Here is a 16,563-nt window from a genome sequence, read left to right on the forward strand (position 1 = left end):
TTAAATTTCTTATATAAGTCTATTCATTTTCAAGCATATTAGATGAAGTTTATGCATAGAGATGCATATCAGGTAGTGCGACCGCCTAGCTGCCTAGCTATCTTGATTAATAACATGTCGATTCTTCGGCAAAACCTACCAAAGCTGCGCTATTTTGTGCGCCAGGCCTAAAAGCCGGTGCTAACACGCTGCAGAATCATAATCCCCCGCACAGAAATCGTACGGGGGATTTGTATTCAGTAGGCAAAGTGGACGTATAAGCCGGGTTCTGTCGCGGACAACCATTTATCTACTACCAGCATTGCTACTGGTCTCTAGCGCGCAACCCGAGCGCAGTGCGGGCCACACCATAGCGCTCCTATTTGCGTTTGCTCCGGATGGGGTTTACCAAGCCATGCTGTTGCCAGCATGCTGGTAGTCTCTTACACTACCGTTTCAGCTTTTCTCTTTACGCGAATGCGCAGGTGAGAGTCTTCTTTTCTGCGGCACTTTCCGTCGGGTTACCCCGCCTGGCCGTTAGCCAGCATCCTGCCCTGTGGAGCCCGGACTTTCCTCATAGCACCCTTCCATTTAGCTGGACGGGCACTCCGCGGTTGTCTGGTCCACTTTGCATGGGCGATTGTATCACGTTCATAAGGCTAGAAGCTCCGAAGTCAAACAATCTCCAAGTAAATGAGACGTCGCGAGTGCGCGGGTTTCTCACCACACGTTGAGTGGCGAGAAGGGTGTGATTTTGGTACGTCGTGTTCATGAAAAGCAACAGTTGCCTCTTTGAATGCTGCTATGATGGACAGGCTTACATACGAAAGGACTAGCATGGGACTCTTTGATCTTTTCAAGAAATCTTCCAAGGAAGCTACACCAGAGGCTCTTGTTGTTTCTGATTACACTGCTAAAACAATTTATGCGCCAGCAAGCGGAAAAGTTGTTGCGCTAGAGAACGTTCCTGATCCTGTTTTTGCAGGTGGGATGCTTGGACAGGGTCTGGGCATTTGGCCTTCTGAGGGTGTTGTGTATGCGCCGGTTTCGGGCACTATTACCGCAACTACTCCAACTGTTCACGCGTTTGGAATTACTGCCGATTCTGGCGAAGAGGTTTTGATTCACGTAGGCGTTGATACCGTTGAGATGAAGGGTGACGGCTTTACCGCCCTTGTTGAGCAGGATCAGCATGTTGAGGTTGGTCAGCCACTCATGATCTTTGACCTGGATAAGGTTAAGGACGCGGGTCATCCTGAGGTGGTTATTCTTGCTATCACCAATTCTAGCGAGTACAGCAACGTAGAGATTTTTGCCGCAGCAGACCAGCCAGTTTCTGCTGGCGAGAAGGTCTGTGTGCTCGCATAAGCTGCGGTTGCATAGTTGCTCCATGTCTGACACATCGTACAAGACACTCAAGCTGGGCTTTGTTGCGGAAGGTCTCTTTGAAGACAGAAAGAGCCGCTTCATAGCCCAGCTTTGTCATGTAGAAACAGAGCTAGAAGCACAAGAGTTTCTCGCCACAGTGAGGGCGAAGCACTATAACGCTCGCCACAACGTTCCTGCATGGATCTTGGAGGACGGTACAGAGCGTGCTTCCGACGACGGAGAGCCTTCCAGAACGGCGGGAATGCCGGTGCTGGAGGTATTGCGCGGAGCGGGGCTTAAGAACGTCTGCTGCGTTGTCACGCGCTACTTTGGCGGAACGCTTTTGGGGCCTGGCGGACTTGTTCGTGCGTATACGGCAGCAACTCAAGAGGCTTTGGCTGCTGCTGAGGAAGCGTCTGCTGTCCAGGAAATGCTGCAGGTTGTGAGGGTGGAGTTGTCGGTCCCGTATAACCTGTATGAGCAGATTCAACGCCTGGTCTCAGATACCGGCGGCAAGGTAATAACGGCAGAGTTTGGAGCGGACGTTTTTCTCGCCATAGACTTTAGGTGCGGAGAAGAAACGGCATTTACGGATGCGCTGACAGAGCTCAGCGCCGGAAAGATTACAGCCGAGGTCTGCGCGGCGCGTTTTGATCTGTTCTAGTGGGTTTGATAAACCTAGCCTCAATAAACCAAAAAATACCGAATAAAAGAATAGTAAGGATTGCGTAGCCATTTTCTGGAAGCATGCCTCTGGAATCGCAATACCAGATTAAGAGGAAAAGAAATATAACAATAAACCGTAAAATTATACGTTCCTTTGAAAAATATTTCATTAAAACCTCCTAAAATAAAATAAGGTTTTTCTTATTTCAGTATACACTAACAAGGCCGGCACAGAAAATTCTGTACCGGCCATAGGTGCTTTTATGTGCGTGTTTAGTAGGCTGTGGTTGCGCGTGCCTTACTTGCGGTTACGGCCACCAAGGGAGTAGCCAAGGTTCTCCCAGAAATCAATCTGGACATCTTCGCCCTCGTCCCAAACCTTGAGCAGGTCCTCTGGAACGTACTGACGACGAACATCAGCCTCGCCGCCGTAGAGGCGGAACCAGTCTGCGCTCATGATGAGGTAGCCGTCCTTACCGGAGTCCTTACCCCAGCTGTTCTCAATGCGCCACTGCTTAGCCTTGCCGTCCTTATCAAGCTCAACGCCCTGGAAGGTCATTGCGTGGGTAAGGGAAGTCTCATAGTTCTCAATCATTGAGGCGCGATCCATGTCAAAATCAACGCCAAAAAGGCCGTTGTAATCCATGGTGTCGGTTGAGAGGACGTAGTTGAAGTCCTCATTGTGGCGAGGGAACTCCTGCATAACGTCGCAGGCCATGCAGACAGGGTTGCCGTCCTTCAAAGAAGCAATGGTAGCTGCCTCAAGAACCTCTGGCTCAACGTTTAAGAAGCGAGTCTTAATGCCGCCCAAAACGGTATCGATGAAGGTTGGGTGATACACCTTGCCGTAAGGGTATTTCTTGCTTGGAACAGAGATGAGCTGGACATAGCCACGAGGATCAACGCCACAATAGCGCTCAGCAAACTCAAGAGGAGTAATGCCAAAGTCGCGAAGAATCTGGGTGCCCTCCTCGTCCTTCTCGCCGTCCTTCTTGTCCTTGTTGTCAGAAGCCTTACTTGGCTCAACAGGGGAGAGCTTTGCCTTATCTACTTGTGCGTTTTTGCCAACCTTGCACTCAAAGTCAAAGGTCAGAGGTGGCTCGCCAAGGCAGACGGAAAGGATTTGGTGGAAGCCCTTGAGCTGCTCCTGCTTAAGCGCACGAAGCTCGTCTTGAGACTTGCCAGCTGCGTATGCTGCGCGAAGCTCGCCAGCACTCTTTCTGAACAGGCGGTCAATGCGCTCATCCATCTGTGTAGAGTTCTTGGAGCAAGCAGTCTCTGGCATGGCATCCTTAGGAACCAGGCCATACTTCTCAACCAAGCTCATAGCAAATGAGTAGTAACCGCCATCGCCAATGCCCTCGGTCAGAAGTGTGTTGACAACACGAGAATCGGTTGGCTGGTCAGCAGTCTGAATGATGTACTCAAGTGCAGAGTTTGCCTTCTCAAGCTTGTCATAGAACATGCCATATGCCTGGCTGAACTCAAAGGTATCGACGTCAAGCTTTTTGATTGCCTCCTGGCGAAGCACGTTGAAAGAAGAGAACATCCAGCAGCGACCACTCTGACGCTGGTTGGTGACGTCGCCGGTCTTTGCAACAGCAACACCGTAGGTGTCAGCGTAGGTGCGCATGGTGGTGATGTCGCGAGCAGCTGCGGAAACACCCATAGAGGTTACGGAATTGCGAGCAACGCGGTTAGCGCGGTCTGCACTAAATGCAGCGGTTTCCTCGTTTGCCCACTGTGGATTTACGGTCTGATCAGCCATTACGGCTCCTTTTGTTAGTAGCGTTTAGAAAAACCTGGCGAGAAGACCGATCTTCTCGCCAGATGGCTTGTATCTTAGCGAAGCGTTGCAAGAGAGCCCATTGGGTCCCATGGTTCGAGGACGGTTGCTTCCTCGGTCTCAAAGGTCTTGAGCTGCTCAGGAGTGAGGTACTTCTTGTCAACAACAATCTGGTAGACGTACTCGTCAAACCAAGGGTCAGAGATGGTGTCAAAGCCATCGCGACCGTGGTCTTTACCCCAGCTGTTCTCAACCTTCCAAAGAGTAGTGTTGCCCTCTGCGTCAAAGTTAACACCCTCAAGAACCATAGCGTGAGTCATCAGAGACTCGCCGTAGTCAAGGCGCTCAGCACGGTCAAGTGCGCCCTCAACAGGGAAGCCAAAGAGGCCGTCAACGTCAAGCGCACGGGTATCCATGATGCCCTCTTCGCGAAGGTAGGACTGAGCAACATCGCAACCAAACCAGACAGGCAGGTTGTCCTTAAGCTGAGCCACAGCAAGGCGCTTAAGCTCAGGAATCTCAAGGTTGAGGTAACGAACGCCGCCACCCTCAACAACGTTGCCCAAGCGGGAAACGGTGTAGGTGTGGTTGAAAGGCTTATCTGCGGTTGGTGCAGAGATGATTGAGATGTAATCATCAAGGTTCATGTCAACAGTCTCAGCGAAGAACTCCTGAGGGGTAAAGGTGCCAGAAAGAGCAAGGTTGTCGTCCTTATCGCGCAGGCGTGCCTCAAAAGATACAGGAGGCTGACCCAGGCAAGTTACCAGCAGGGTATAGACGTCCTCCATCATCTCTTTCTTCATCTCGCGCAGAGACTCAAGGGATTCACCAGCTGTTGCGGTCTCACGAAGACGCTTTGCAGCACTACGAAGATAGCGGGTAAGGTATGCGTCCATCTCGTGGGTGTTGCAGGAGTTAGCAGTCTCTGGCATAGCGCTCTTTGGAACTACACCGTACTTCTTTACGAGGCTCTTAAACATATCCCACTGGCCACCGTCGCCAATTGGGTCGGTAAGCAGGAAGGATACAAGACGGCCATTTAGAGGCTCATCAAGGGTATCCAGAATGTTCTCAAGGAACCAGTTGGACTTCTCCATCTTGTCCCAAAACAGTGGATATGCCTGGGAAAGCTCAAAAGTGGAGAGGTTGTATTTCTTGATGATGCGATATCTAAACGTATTAAGTGATGCAAACATCCAGCAACGACCAGAGCGCTTCTGATTAGTGCGGTCACCCTGCTTTACCTCAACATCAAAGGTAAGAGGATTAAGGGCAACACCTTCTGGTACACGAGCTGCTTTTCTAACACCAGCGCTGGTAGCAGCATTCTTAGCTACTGTGTGAGCGCGGTCGGACTCAAAGTTCTTCTGAGCCGCTGCAATGTCGTCAAAGGAAATGCTTTTCATTTGATCCATATGGTCTCCTTAACTGGAATAGGTAATACAAAAACTATATTCCCAATTAAGGTGTCCCTAGTCTAAGAGTTACCAGTTTGAAACTTTTATTTTGAGAAAATTTTGAACAGATGGACCACGCCAACTAAGAGAGATTTTGTGACGTTATGAAATTGGCGAGAAAATATTTTCATCCAATTTACCAGCGGCAATAGAAGTATTAGCACATAGAACATATGTTTGTATTAGTAGTTATTGTCCGGCGAATCGGCTACACTATACAAAGAAAATAAGAATCCTTGGTAAAAGAACAAATTTTGAAGCACAAAGAGAAGAGCGTAGAAAAAGATGGCATTTGTTCACCTCCACAACCACTCAGATTTTTCCATTCTTGATGGAGCTAGCCGTGTCCCAGATATGGTTAGTAAAGCTGTAGAGTTTGGTATGCCAGCACTTGCTCTTACTGATCATGGGTATCTCTTTGGAATTCCAGATTTTGACCTTGCATGCCGTAAGTACAATGAGGCGCTTAAAGACTTTGGCCAGTGGTGTCATGATGTGGAATGTTTTGAAAAGGGTTGGGATCTAGAAGAGCCTCCTACAGATGATCCCAATGCTGGTGAGCATGATAGGGTTCATGCTCAGTGGGCTTCTGACGTTCAAATTTGGAATCAAACACATAATATTGAGGCTGTAAAAGCCAATAAACCTTCTCCACTTATTAAGCCAATTTTTGGCTGTGAAGCTTATTTCATTCTTGATGATTGTATTGAGAAGGGCACTAAGCAGGTTCGTTATCACCTTATCCTGCTTGCTAAAAATGAGACCGGCTATGTCAATCTGATGAAGATGATGTCAGAGGCGGGCTCAAAAGATATGTTCTATTACAAGCCACGCACTACGCTTGAGATGCTCAAGCGTTATCACGAGGGAATTATCTGCACTTCAGCTTGTGTTTCTGGCATCATTCCTCGTATGTTGTTTGAAGGTCGTCCAGAAGAAGCAGAGCGTTGGGCAAAAATCTATCAAGATATCTTTGGGGATGATTTCTACCTAGAGATTCAAGACCACGGCTTGTCTGATCCAAGCTGGGGCGGCTATACCGATAGAACCCTTGCTGAGCGCATTGTAAAGATGGGTCATGACCTTGGTATTAAGGTAGTTGCTACCAACGATAACCACTATCTCACTAAAGAGGATGCAAGCGTCCAAGATATTGCTTCCTGCATTGGCTCGGGCGCTCGTGTTGATGATGAGAACCGCAAACGCATGACAGGCAGCGAGTTCTACCTTAAGAGTGAGCAAGAAATGCGCCAGATCTTCTCGTGGTGTCCAGAAGCTATCGAGAACACCATTGAGGTTGCAAATAAGTGCAACTATGAGCTGGATTGGACCCATATGTACCTGCCAAAGTTTCCAGACTTGGCAGAGGGGGAGACCTCAGAGGAGCGCTTTAGAAAAGAGTGCGAGCTTGGTCTAGCAAGACGTTATGGAGATGATTGGCAAAACGTTGTCATCAATGAGATTAACGTTAAAGACCGTTTTGAGTATGAATATGACATCATCTGCAAAAAAGGCTTTGCAGATTACTTCCTGATTGTTCAGGAGTATGTTCGCTGGGCAAAAGAGAATGGTATTGGCGTAGGCCCTGGTCGTGGTTCTGCAGCAGGTGCTATTGTTGCATACGCTATGGATATTACCTCGTTTGACCCTCTTGAGAATGGCCTCATGTTTGAGAGGTTTTTGTCTCCACAGCGTTCAGAGATGCCAGATATTGATATGGACTTCGACGATGAGCGTCGTCTTGAGGTTGTTGAGCACGTCCGTCAGATTTATGGATCTGATCGTGTTTCTCACGTTATTACGTATTCAACCATCAAGGCTAAACAGGCAATAAATGACGCGTGTCGTGTTTTGGGCTATCCCGTTTATATGGGACAGCGTCTGTCTAAGATGATTCCAGGAGATCCTAACGCTCACCTTAAATTTGTTCTTCATAAGGCTCAAGAAGGACAAAAAGGCGCTGATCAGTATTCCGCTGATTTTGAAGATGCGTACGAGAATGACCCTGATGCTAGAAGAATCATTGATGCTGCTCTATCTATTGAGGGCTTGCATCGTGGTGAGGGTGTGCATGCTTGTGCAGTTTTGATTGCTCCTACGCCTGTAAATGACCACGTTCCTACCAAGGTAGATACCAAGGGCGGCGTAGAGATTACGCAGTATGAGGGTCACTCTGTCGCAGACATGGGCCTTCTTAAGATGGACTTCTTGGGACTAAGAACTCTAACGGTTATTTCCCGTGCAATCAAAAACGTGAAGGATAACTACGGTATTGATATCGATGTAGATAACATTCCGTTTACTGATCCAGAAATTTATAGACTTCTTAGAGAAGGCAGAACTGCTGGTGTTTTCCAGGTTGAGTCTGCAGGTATGACTGCAACCATTAAGGGTATGAGGCCAACAGAATATAAGCACATCGTCGCACTTATCGCCTTGTATCGTCCTGGTCCTCTTAACGCAGGTATGGTTACCAGCTATATCAACCGTATGAACGGTAGAGAAGAAGTCAAAGACTACGATCCACGTCTTCACGATATCTTGGAAGAAACCTACGGAACCATGGTCTACCAAGAGCAGGTTATGCAGATTTCTATGAAGATGTCTGGTTTTACCGCAGGCGAGTCTGATAAGGTCAGAAAAGCAGTAGCAAAAAAGAAGATCAAACTCATGCAGGAAGTTGTCCAGCACTGGGATGACGGTACTGATGAGACCATGGAGGCTCACTGGAAAAACGGCGCAGTTCGTAATGGATTTGATCGTTCGGTTGCAGAAAGCATTTGGGACGATGTTCTTGAGTTTGCATCTTATGCATTCAACAAGTCTCACTCTGCTGGCTATGCAATTCTTGTTATGCAGACCGCATGGATTAAAGCGCATTATCCACATGAGTTTATGGCAGCAGTTCTTACCTCGTACATGGGCAAGACGGATAAGATTGTTCACTACGTAAGCGCTTGCCGTCATGAGGGCATCAAGATTCTTCCGCCAGATATTAACGAGTCCGGTAAAGACTTTACGGCTACTAAAGAGGGTATTCGTTTTGGCTTTGCAGGAATCCGCGGCGTAGGAGCCGGTGTTGGTGAAGCCATTATGCTTGAGCGCCAAAAGGGCGGCCCTTTTGCCAACATTCACGATTTTGTCGATCGTGTTGATGCGAGCCAGGCAAAGCGCAACGTTGTTGAAGCTCTTATCAAGGCAGGAGCTTTTGACTCAACAGGCTATACCCGTATGCAGATGATGAGCTTTGTGGATAAGAACAACCCACAAAACATTATCGATGCTGCCACTAAGCGTCAAAAAGATAAGGCTGTTGGCCAGTTCTCTATGTTTGATATGTTTGCAGAGGTAGAGGGTTCCGGCTTTAGTGATAGTGTCCCAGAGCCAGATGGCGTTGAGTGGGATAGGCGATTCAAACTTACCAAAGAGTACGAAGTCTTAGGTATTTATGTCTCTGATCATCCGCTTCGTCCATATGAGTATGCCCTTGCTAAGAGCAGAGATTATGCCCTTGCAGAAATTGAAGAGAATGTAGAGGTTCAGCTTCCTAACGGTGCTATGTCTCAGCAGTTCAAAGTTCCAGAAGGTAAGCCAATTCGCTTTGCGGGCATGGTTACTAATGTTATGAAGCGCACTACTAAAAATGGCGACCCAATGGCAATTGTTACGCTTGAAGACATGGAGGGTAGCGTCACTATTGTCATGTTCCCTAAGCTCTACAAGAAGGCTGCAAGACTTCTTGCTGGAGATGTTGACCCAGAGACTGGTGAGAGCCAGAGCGACATCTTCATTTCTGTTCTTGGAAAGCTTGAGCGCTCTGATAGAGGAGACCAGGTTATTGCTCAAGAAGTTAATCCTATTGAGCTTAACAGTGCTAACAACACACCAAAGACACTCGTTATTCATATGCCTGCTTCTCAGCTTCAAAGACAGGCTATCGAGACACTTGGACAGATCTTCTCGCGCTATCCCGGCATGGACTGTATTGAGATTAGGGTAGAAACAGACATGGGCGATGTTATGCGCATGGAAATTCCCACCAGAATTGATGGACGTAGCATGGTTCTTTTGACCGAGCTTAAAGATTTTATTGGTCAAAGCGGATACGCACAGATTGTTTAGATTTTGTCGATTCTAAATTTGCAGGTTACTCTTAAGTAATAACTGTTACTATTTAAGTAGCGCTTACTAAGAAATTCTGACATCTTCGGATGTCGTGAGAGGAGAAAAAATGATCGACGCAAAGTTTTATCGTAACAAGGAGACAGGCGCTGTTGTTTACGGTGTCGCAGGCAACGTAGAGGCAGCAGACCTTGAGCTTCTCCAGGCTGGCGTTACTGACGGTGCAGCTGAAAAGCACGTTCCATTTGTTACTCGTGAGGGCAACACCGTTACCGTCCGTGTTGGCGAGGTTGCTCATCCAATGCTCGAAGAGCACTACATTGAGTTCATCGCTCTTGTTTCTGAGAACGGCGCTCAGTTTGCACAGCTTAAGCCTGGCCAGGAGCCAGTTGCTACCTTCACTCTTGAGGAGGGTGTTGAGGCAGAGGCTTATGAGTACTGCAACCTTCACGGTCTTTGGAAGGCTTCTCTCTAAGACTGGTTGCTTATTCAACAAGCAAGACTAATCTGTGAATTGAAACGGAGCTGCTACCTGCGGCTCCGTTTTTTCTTACTACACCTGTTTGTTTTTGGGTAAAAACAAATTAAGCACTTTATGATAGGAATGGTATGCGCATAGCAGTTGCACAAATGAATACTCAGGCCGGAGACTTCGAGTTTACCGCTCAGACCATGCTGGAATATGCTCAGAGAGCTCAACAGCAAGGTGCTGAGCTAGTCATTTATCCTGCGCCAACTCTTACAGGGCTGCTAAGCGTGCCAGAGGCTGACATAGAAGGACTTTTTGCGGACCTCTCGGAGATTATCAACTCGCTTTCAGAAAGGCTTCCAATTGCGGCCCTTATTCCTGTTGTAACAGAGTTTGATGGAAGTGCAGCGAGCGAGGCCCTTCTCGTTAGAAACGGAGCCGTAACCCCGCTGAAATTGACTGCCCAGATAGCGCATATGAGCGCTCTTGCTCGTTCTGCTAGCTCTGCACAAACATCTGGCGAGAATACCTTTGAGCTCGCAAAATTTGAAGCAGGCGGTCTTACGTTTGGCGTCGCTTTTACCTACGACGATCTTGACGCGTGGCAAGATGTTGACGACTCGTTAGATGCTGTCATTTACTTGCCGTATTTTGGCTTTGCTGTTGATGATTCGTCGTCCGCCATGGGCATGGCGGTGGCAGAAAGCCGCTATCTGGGAGATGTCGAGGAGTTTGATAGCTGGCTTATCGCTGCAAACGCTGTTGGCGCCTATGGTAACCAGGTGTTTTGTGGTTCAAGCTTCTTCTTGTCTCCTTCAGGAGATTTAGTCAAACAAGCAGCGTCTTTCTCAGAAGACATGGTTGTCTGCGAGGTTGACCAAGATACTATTGAAAACTTTGATAGAGAAGATACTGCGGGTGTCTATAACAGCGCGCTTACTACCTGGGGTGTATTAGCTACAGGAGTGCGAGACTACACGGTAAAGTCGGGCTTTGACGGCGTGTTTATTGCAGTTGACGGTTCGCTCAATTCTCTTGTCACCGTTGCGCTTGCCTCAGACGCTTTAGGTCCTATGCGCGTCCACGTACTGTTGCTTCCAAACAAAGATTCTCGAGAAACAAGTGCTGCAGAGTTGCTTACCGCAAGACTTCGGGTTAATAAAGTTGCTGTGAATAGCACGGTTTTCTCGACATTGACCGATACAAAATTGGTGAGTGCATACGGCTATGCATACGCTGACCAGCACAATTATTTAACGCTTGAGACTGCCGATAAAACCATCCTTGCACTCAAAGGAACAGAGATTTCTAGTGCGCATTCTCTGTGGCCTCTGGGAGATATATATCATGCAGACATTGTTGACCTTGCAAGGGTAAGAAATACCTTCTCGCCAGCTATTGACCATGCAGTCCTCGAGAATATCTCTGAGGTTGTAACTGATGGGCTAGAAAATGCCGCGTCGACGCCTCAAGAACGCATTGAGTTTGTTGATTACGTGCTTACCAGCTACCTTGAGTGGAATAAGAGCATTTCTGCCATTGTGGAAGAAATGGGAAAGGTTGACGAGGTCAAAGCAATTATTTCTATGCTTCACGCTCGCCAAAAAGACCGCAGAAATACCACTGAGGTTCTGGAAATGTCTTCAAAGAGCCTCACCAACGCTCAAATTCCACACGCATCAGTCTGGCAAGACAAAATTAGAGATACAAAGGCTTCCGAATCTGACCTGGTAGAGTCCTTGCGAAATTCTTTGCGAGAAATTCAAGGAACTTCTATGCATCTGCCTGAGTTGTCAGTCGATCCAACAGAGGCTCAGGAGGGCTTTAAGGATATGCTGGAGCTTTTAAAAGAGCTGGCACAAGAATCTGATGCACAAATTGGCATGGTTGACCCTAAAATGTGGAGAGGCCCTTTCTCAGAAAATTAGTTGCATCGTTTGCGCATACTCTGTGATAATATAGAACGAACGTTCTATATTAGGAGGTGCAATGGTAATTCTTGGAATAGACCCTGGTCTTGCTCACACTGGATGGGGAATTGTAGAGACAAGGGGTTCTGAATGCCGTGCACGCGCCTATGGATGCATAACTACAACCGCAGATGAACCAATAGATATGCGCTTGGGAAGAATCTATAACCAGATTGTTGAGGTTATAGATAAGTTTTCACCAGAAGCTCTTTCTATTGAGAGCATTTACTTTGGACAAAACGTTAAATCTGCTATTCCTACTGCACATGCTCGCGGTGCTGCTATTGTCGCTTGTTCTAAAGCAGGTCTTACGGTTGGAGAATATACTCCAATGCAGATAAAGCAAGCTGTTGTCGGTACAGGAGCTGCTGATAAACAGCAGGTTATGTATATGGTTCAAAACATATTGTGCTTGGACCATCAGCCTCATCCAGATCACGCGGCTGACGCTTTAGCTGCCGCAGTTTGTCACGCTAATCTTGTAAGAACCACCTCGCTTGGAAAGGGAAGAATACAACTATGATTGTCCAGCTTACGGGCACACTTGTATCCGTTACTCCTTCAGTTGCTATTCTCGACGTTAATGGCGTTGGGTATGAGCTGGGTATATCAGCTTCAACAGCTGCCGCGCTTCCACAAGCGGGTGAAGCAGGCGTTACCGTTTTAACTCGTATGGTGGTCAGAGAAGATTCAATGGAACTCTTTGGTTTTGCTTCGCGAGAAGAGCGTGCGCTCTTTGATCGCTTGCGTGCAATTTCTGGAGTAGGTCCTAAATTGGCTCTTTCTGTGCTTTCTACGTTTACTCCACAGCAACTTGCGGTAATTGTGACTACCAATGACGGAAATCGTCTTAAGAGCGTGTCTGGCCTTGGTAAAAAGAAGGCAGAGCGCTTAGTAATTGAACTTTCTGATGTGTTCGCAAAAGATGCAGAGCTTAAGCAGCTTGTTGGTCTTACGTCTCCTGCAGACTTTGCTGCTATTCCAAAACCTGCTGTAACCTCTGTAGAATCAGAGGCTATTGAGGCTCTTCTTGGAATGGGCTTTACTTCTCAGGAAGCAACGCTTGCTCTTGAGGGGTATGAAGAGGCTGGTGCTATTACAATTGAAGCTGCTATTGGATATGCACTAAGGCGTTTGGGAAGTGGTAATTAATGTGGGAAGCAGATGCAGATAACCTATTTGAGTCGTCGTCTACTCCAGCTCCATTTCCAGGACACACTTCTCAACGTGTAGTTTCTAGTGGGCTTCAGGCAGAAGACTTGGAGCAAGATAGAAACTTGCGACCAAAAACTCTTGATGAGTATCTTGGTCAAGAGCGCGTTAAATCTAATCTCCGTGTTCTTATTGAGGCAGCAAAAAGTCGTAATGAGCCGCTCGATCACGTTATATTTTCTGGCCCTCCAGGCCTTGGTAAAACAACACTTGCAGGTGTTTTAGCAGGAGAAATGGGATCAAAGCTTCATACAACCTCTGGCCCCGCAATTGAGCGAGCAGGAGATTTAGCAGCAATTCTCACCAATCTTGAAGAGGGAGATATCCTCTTTGTTGATGAGATTCACAGACTTAATCACCAGGTTGAAGAAATTTTGTATCCAGCAATGGAAGACTTCTTCTTAGATATTGTTATTGGCAAAGGCCCTGCGGCAAGGTCAATCAGGCTTGATATTCCACGCTTTACTCTTGTAGCTGCAACAACAAGAACAGGACTTCTAACTGGCCCTTTGCGTGATCGTTTTGGTATTTCTTATCGTCTTGATTACTATACTGTTCCTGAGCTTCAGACTATTGTCAGGCGCTCGGCAAACATCCTTGATGTAGAAGTTGATGAGCAGGGAGCTGCTGAAATTGCTTCTCGATCAAGAGGTACACCGCGTTTGGCAAACCGTCTGTTAAAACGCGTACGAGATTACGCACAAGTTAAAGCTGAAGGTACTATTACCTGGCAGGTAGCCTCAGAAGCGCTTTCATTCTTTGAGATTGACGAGCTTGGTCTAGATGTAATGGACGTGCGTGTTTTACGTGCGCTTTGTGAGACATTCAGAGGTCGTCCGGTTGGTCTCACAACCATTGCAAGTGCAGTCTCAGAGGATCCGTCTACACTTGAAGATGTTTATGAGCCATATCTTTTGCAGCAAGGGCTTATTATTAGAACACCTCAAGGTAGACAGGCAACGCATGCTGCATTTGATCACTTACGTATTCCTGTTCCTACTAACTAGTAGATTGGAACAAAATGCTTCAACGAGATTACATTTTGGAAGTAATCGATGACTTTACTTCAACGGTCACAGCAGGTTTGGGAAATGCTTTAGAGACTCAATCTGAAGAGTCACTCGATGGGGTAGAGGCAGCTGTTGCAGAGCTCATTGATTTGAGCCCAGAGACTGCTCTTGCGCTTTCGCCAGACTCTCTTGTAACCATGATGTTGCTCTCCGGCGTAGCTGATTCAGTTGCAGAGTATGTGGTGTATGCCCTCGATAGGCTCTCTCACGTTTATGAGCAACTAGGAGACGAGGATAAGGCTGGACTCAGAAGACAGCAGGCAGTAGCGGTTGCACAGTCCTTCTCGGTAGATCAAAACGCTACTCCAGAGCAATTTAAGGATTTTGAAGCAAAGTATTTTGCGTAACCACATTTTATAAGCTAACAAATAAACCCCAGCTCAATATGAGTTGGGGTTTATTGCTATAGAGCGATGTAACTAGTTGGATTACCAAATGACAATCTTAGTTCCATAAGGGATGTTGTCATAAACCCACTTAGCATTTTCTGTTGCAAGACGTACGCAACCGTGGGAACCGTTGTATCCAAGCCTACCATCACGGACGGTATAACCGTCGGAGTTATAGAGAATGGAGTGAATAAGATACTCTCCAGAGATAGTTGTGTAGTACCAGCATCTATAACCAGAGCCAAAGTAGAGGCCCTTGTTACCTACGGTAAATTGACCATGAGGAGTCCACATGCCTGGTGCTCCTGTAGTGCACTGCCATTCGTACCAAACAACCCAGTTGCCGTGTGAGCCCCTATATACAGCAAAGCGATTGCCGGTAGTATCAATCTGGATGAGCCAGTTAGTAGCGCTGTAATAGTTCTGCGCATAACGATACATATCAGGGTAGTAGCAAGGTTGCTCCTCCATGGCGCCGTCTGCATCGGACCAATAGAGCTTGCCGCCCCAGGTAGTATAACCAGTTACCATAGTTCCGTTGGAATCAAGATAATAGTCCTTACCATTATCTTTAATCCAGCCGGTTCTCATTTTGCCGTCAGCACCCAGGTAATACCAGCCACTTTTGAGGTGAACCCAGCCAGTTTGTTTTTCGCCGTTTGTGTTGAAGTAATAATACGTTCCCTGGATATTGACCCAATCAGAGGCGGCTGAGCCATCATTGAGATAGTAATAGTCTTTGCCGTTTTCTTTTACCCAACCAGTCTTTACTTTGTGGTCTGAGCCAATGTGAAGAGTAAGCCCAGGAAGCTTTACGGTACCTGTAGGCTGAGTGCCGTTATCAGCCGTAAAGATACCATTAGGAGAAAGACGTCCAGTCAGCATTCCATCTGGACCAGCCCAGCGTTTTACGCCATTGGTAAGAGTTACCCAAGAATTACGGATAAGACCATATCCTTCGTCAAAGTAATAGTCTTTGCCGTTAATGGAATGCTCGCCAATGTAAGCGGGATTACCTAACTTTGTAGAGTCAAAGTACCAAGTTTTGCCATTTGGCGTATTGAACCAGCCAGATGCAAAAGCTCCGCTTGACTGAGCCCAGGCCCAGCCTCCGTTTGGCAGGTGCACCCAGCTATTAGAAGTCATTCCAGTGCTCTCATCTACATAGAAAGTTCCACTAGAAAGCTGAACAACTCCAACCTTCATACGATGGAGGGGGTCTTCAGTGTCAAAGTAGAACCACTTACCGTTTGGCAACTGCTTCCAATCGGAGAGGAAAGAACCATCTGAGCCAATATAGGACCAGGTGCCATCTTGATGATGTACCCATCCTTTGGTGACAAGACCATAGCCCTCATCAAAAAAGTAAGCCTTTCCATCAATGAGATGTGCACCTACAAATGCTGGATAAGCATCCTGAGAAGGATCAAAATACCAAGTTTTCCCATTAGGTGTTGTATACCAACCCTTGGCTGCATTACCAGCAGCATCTACATAGTGCCAACCAGAATCATCTTTAATCCACTGGCTTGTGACAAGTGTTCCATCTTCTTTGTAATAGTGGAATTGACCGTTTTCTTGTCTCCACCTAGAAGATTGAGGAGTAGGCGTTGTATTCTCTGTTGGAGCAGCAGGTGTCGGGTTTGTTGTTGGAGTAGTTGTCGTTGGTGCTGCAGGTGAAGCAGGCTGAGAGCTTTCAGTTGCTGTAGGAGAAGTATTTTCAGCTGTTGCAGTAGTTTCAGTTGTTACAACTGGAGCACTTACTGCTGAAGTATCAGCGGTCTCTGCAAGAGCAGGAGCAGCGTGGAGTCCGCAAAGCAGGGCTGCACTCAACGAAGCAGCCGCAATAAGCTTTTGTGCAGATGGCTTGTAGGGAGATTGTGTCTTCTTTTTCATGGGATATCCTTTTTAGGGGGATAACTTTCTATATAAATAATAGTTTGATATGTCTGTTATTGTTCTCGTAAATTAATCCTGGTTGTGTCCCAAAAAGTGGTGTAAGAGAGCATTTCAGTCATTTAAAAGAAGTGCGGTTATTTCCTAAAATATAGTCACCACAACCAATTCAGAAAGGA

12 protein-coding genes and 1 other RNA gene are annotated in these 16,563 nt (G+C 47.0%); 9 read left to right on the forward strand and 4 right to left on the reverse strand.

Annotated features, from left to right (window positions below):
- Window positions 1–241: 241 nt before the first annotated feature.
- Window positions 242–609, reverse strand: an RNA gene (gene rnpB, locus HMPREF1492_RS07205) — RNase P RNA component class A.
- 207 nt (window positions 610–816) lie between these two features.
- Between rnpB and HMPREF1492_RS02150 the strand changes: the two genes are divergently transcribed.
- Both HMPREF1492_RS02150 and HMPREF1492_RS02155 read left to right on the forward strand, forming a co-directional pair.
- Window positions 817–1,347, forward strand: coding sequence for a PTS sugar transporter subunit IIA (locus HMPREF1492_RS02150; RefSeq protein ID WP_035435473.1), 531 nt, complete (start codon window positions 817–819; stop codon window positions 1,345–1,347).
- Window positions 1,348–1,369: 22 nt separating this feature from the next.
- Window positions 1,370–2,011, forward strand: coding sequence for an IMPACT family protein (locus tag HMPREF1492_RS02155; RefSeq protein ID WP_035435474.1), 642 nt, complete (start codon window positions 1,370–1,372; stop codon window positions 2,009–2,011).
- 300 nt (window positions 2,012–2,311) lie between these two features.
- Here the strand turns inward: HMPREF1492_RS02155 and HMPREF1492_RS02160 are convergent, their stop codons facing one another.
- Both HMPREF1492_RS02160 and HMPREF1492_RS02165 read right to left on the reverse strand, forming a co-directional pair.
- Entirely contained in the window at window positions 2,312–3,781 is a 1,470-nt protein-coding gene (locus HMPREF1492_RS02160; RefSeq protein ID WP_035435476.1) for a C1 family peptidase, read from the reverse strand.
- A gap of 74 nt (window positions 3,782–3,855) precedes the next feature.
- The gene (locus HMPREF1492_RS02165) at window positions 3,856–5,214 is read right to left on the reverse strand and encodes a C1 family peptidase (RefSeq protein ID WP_035435478.1); all 1,359 of its coding nucleotides are present in this window, start codon (window positions 5,212–5,214) and stop codon (window positions 3,856–3,858) included.
- 327 nt (window positions 5,215–5,541) lie between these two features.
- Between HMPREF1492_RS02165 and dnaE the strand changes: the two genes are divergently transcribed.
- From dnaE to HMPREF1492_RS02200, 7 genes are all read left to right on the forward strand, one after another.
- Window positions 5,542–9,378, forward strand: coding sequence for a DNA polymerase III subunit alpha (dnaE, locus tag HMPREF1492_RS02170; protein WP_035435480.1), 3,837 nt, complete (start codon window positions 5,542–5,544; stop codon window positions 9,376–9,378).
- Between the two features lie 109 nt (window positions 9,379–9,487).
- Window positions 9,488–9,853, forward strand: a complete 366-nt coding sequence (locus tag HMPREF1492_RS02175) for a desulfoferrodoxin family protein (RefSeq protein WP_035435483.1) — start codon at window positions 9,488–9,490, stop codon at window positions 9,851–9,853.
- Between the two features lie 134 nt (window positions 9,854–9,987).
- Window positions 9,988–11,775: a nitrilase-related carbon-nitrogen hydrolase gene (locus tag HMPREF1492_RS02180; protein ID WP_035435484.1), complete on the forward strand. Its 1,788-nt coding sequence runs from the start codon at window positions 9,988–9,990 to the stop codon at window positions 11,773–11,775.
- Between the two features lie 61 nt (window positions 11,776–11,836).
- Window positions 11,837–12,340 carry a crossover junction endodeoxyribonuclease RuvC gene (gene ruvC, locus HMPREF1492_RS02185; protein ID WP_035428717.1) on the forward strand — a complete coding sequence of 168 codons (504 nt, stop codon included), beginning with the start codon at window positions 11,837–11,839 and terminating at the stop codon, window positions 12,338–12,340.
- Window positions 12,337–12,969: a Holliday junction branch migration protein RuvA gene (gene ruvA, locus HMPREF1492_RS02190; protein WP_035435487.1), complete on the forward strand. Its 633-nt coding sequence runs from the start codon at window positions 12,337–12,339 to the stop codon at window positions 12,967–12,969. The genes ruvC and ruvA overlap by 4 nt, the downstream gene beginning before the upstream one ends.
- Window positions 12,969–14,036, forward strand: a complete 1,068-nt coding sequence (ruvB, locus tag HMPREF1492_RS02195; protein WP_035435489.1) for a Holliday junction branch migration DNA helicase RuvB — start codon at window positions 12,969–12,971, stop codon at window positions 14,034–14,036. Before ruvA ends, ruvB begins: the two co-directional genes overlap by 1 nt.
- A gap of 14 nt (window positions 14,037–14,050) precedes the next feature.
- Window positions 14,051–14,446, forward strand: coding sequence for a hypothetical protein (locus tag HMPREF1492_RS02200; RefSeq protein ID WP_035435491.1), 396 nt, complete (start codon window positions 14,051–14,053; stop codon window positions 14,444–14,446).
- Window positions 14,447–14,527: 81 nt separating this feature from the next.
- Here the strand turns inward: HMPREF1492_RS02200 and HMPREF1492_RS02205 are convergent, their stop codons facing one another.
- Complete coding sequence (locus HMPREF1492_RS02205) at window positions 14,528–16,384, reverse strand: L,D-transpeptidase family protein (RefSeq protein WP_035435493.1); 1,857 nt, start codon at window positions 16,382–16,384, stop codon at window positions 14,528–14,530.
- Window positions 16,385–16,563: the final 179 nt, after the last annotated feature.

This window comes from Atopobium sp. BS2 (assembly GCF_000565075.1).
Taxonomy (GTDB): domain Bacteria; phylum Actinomycetota; class Coriobacteriia; order Coriobacteriales; family Atopobiaceae; genus Lancefieldella.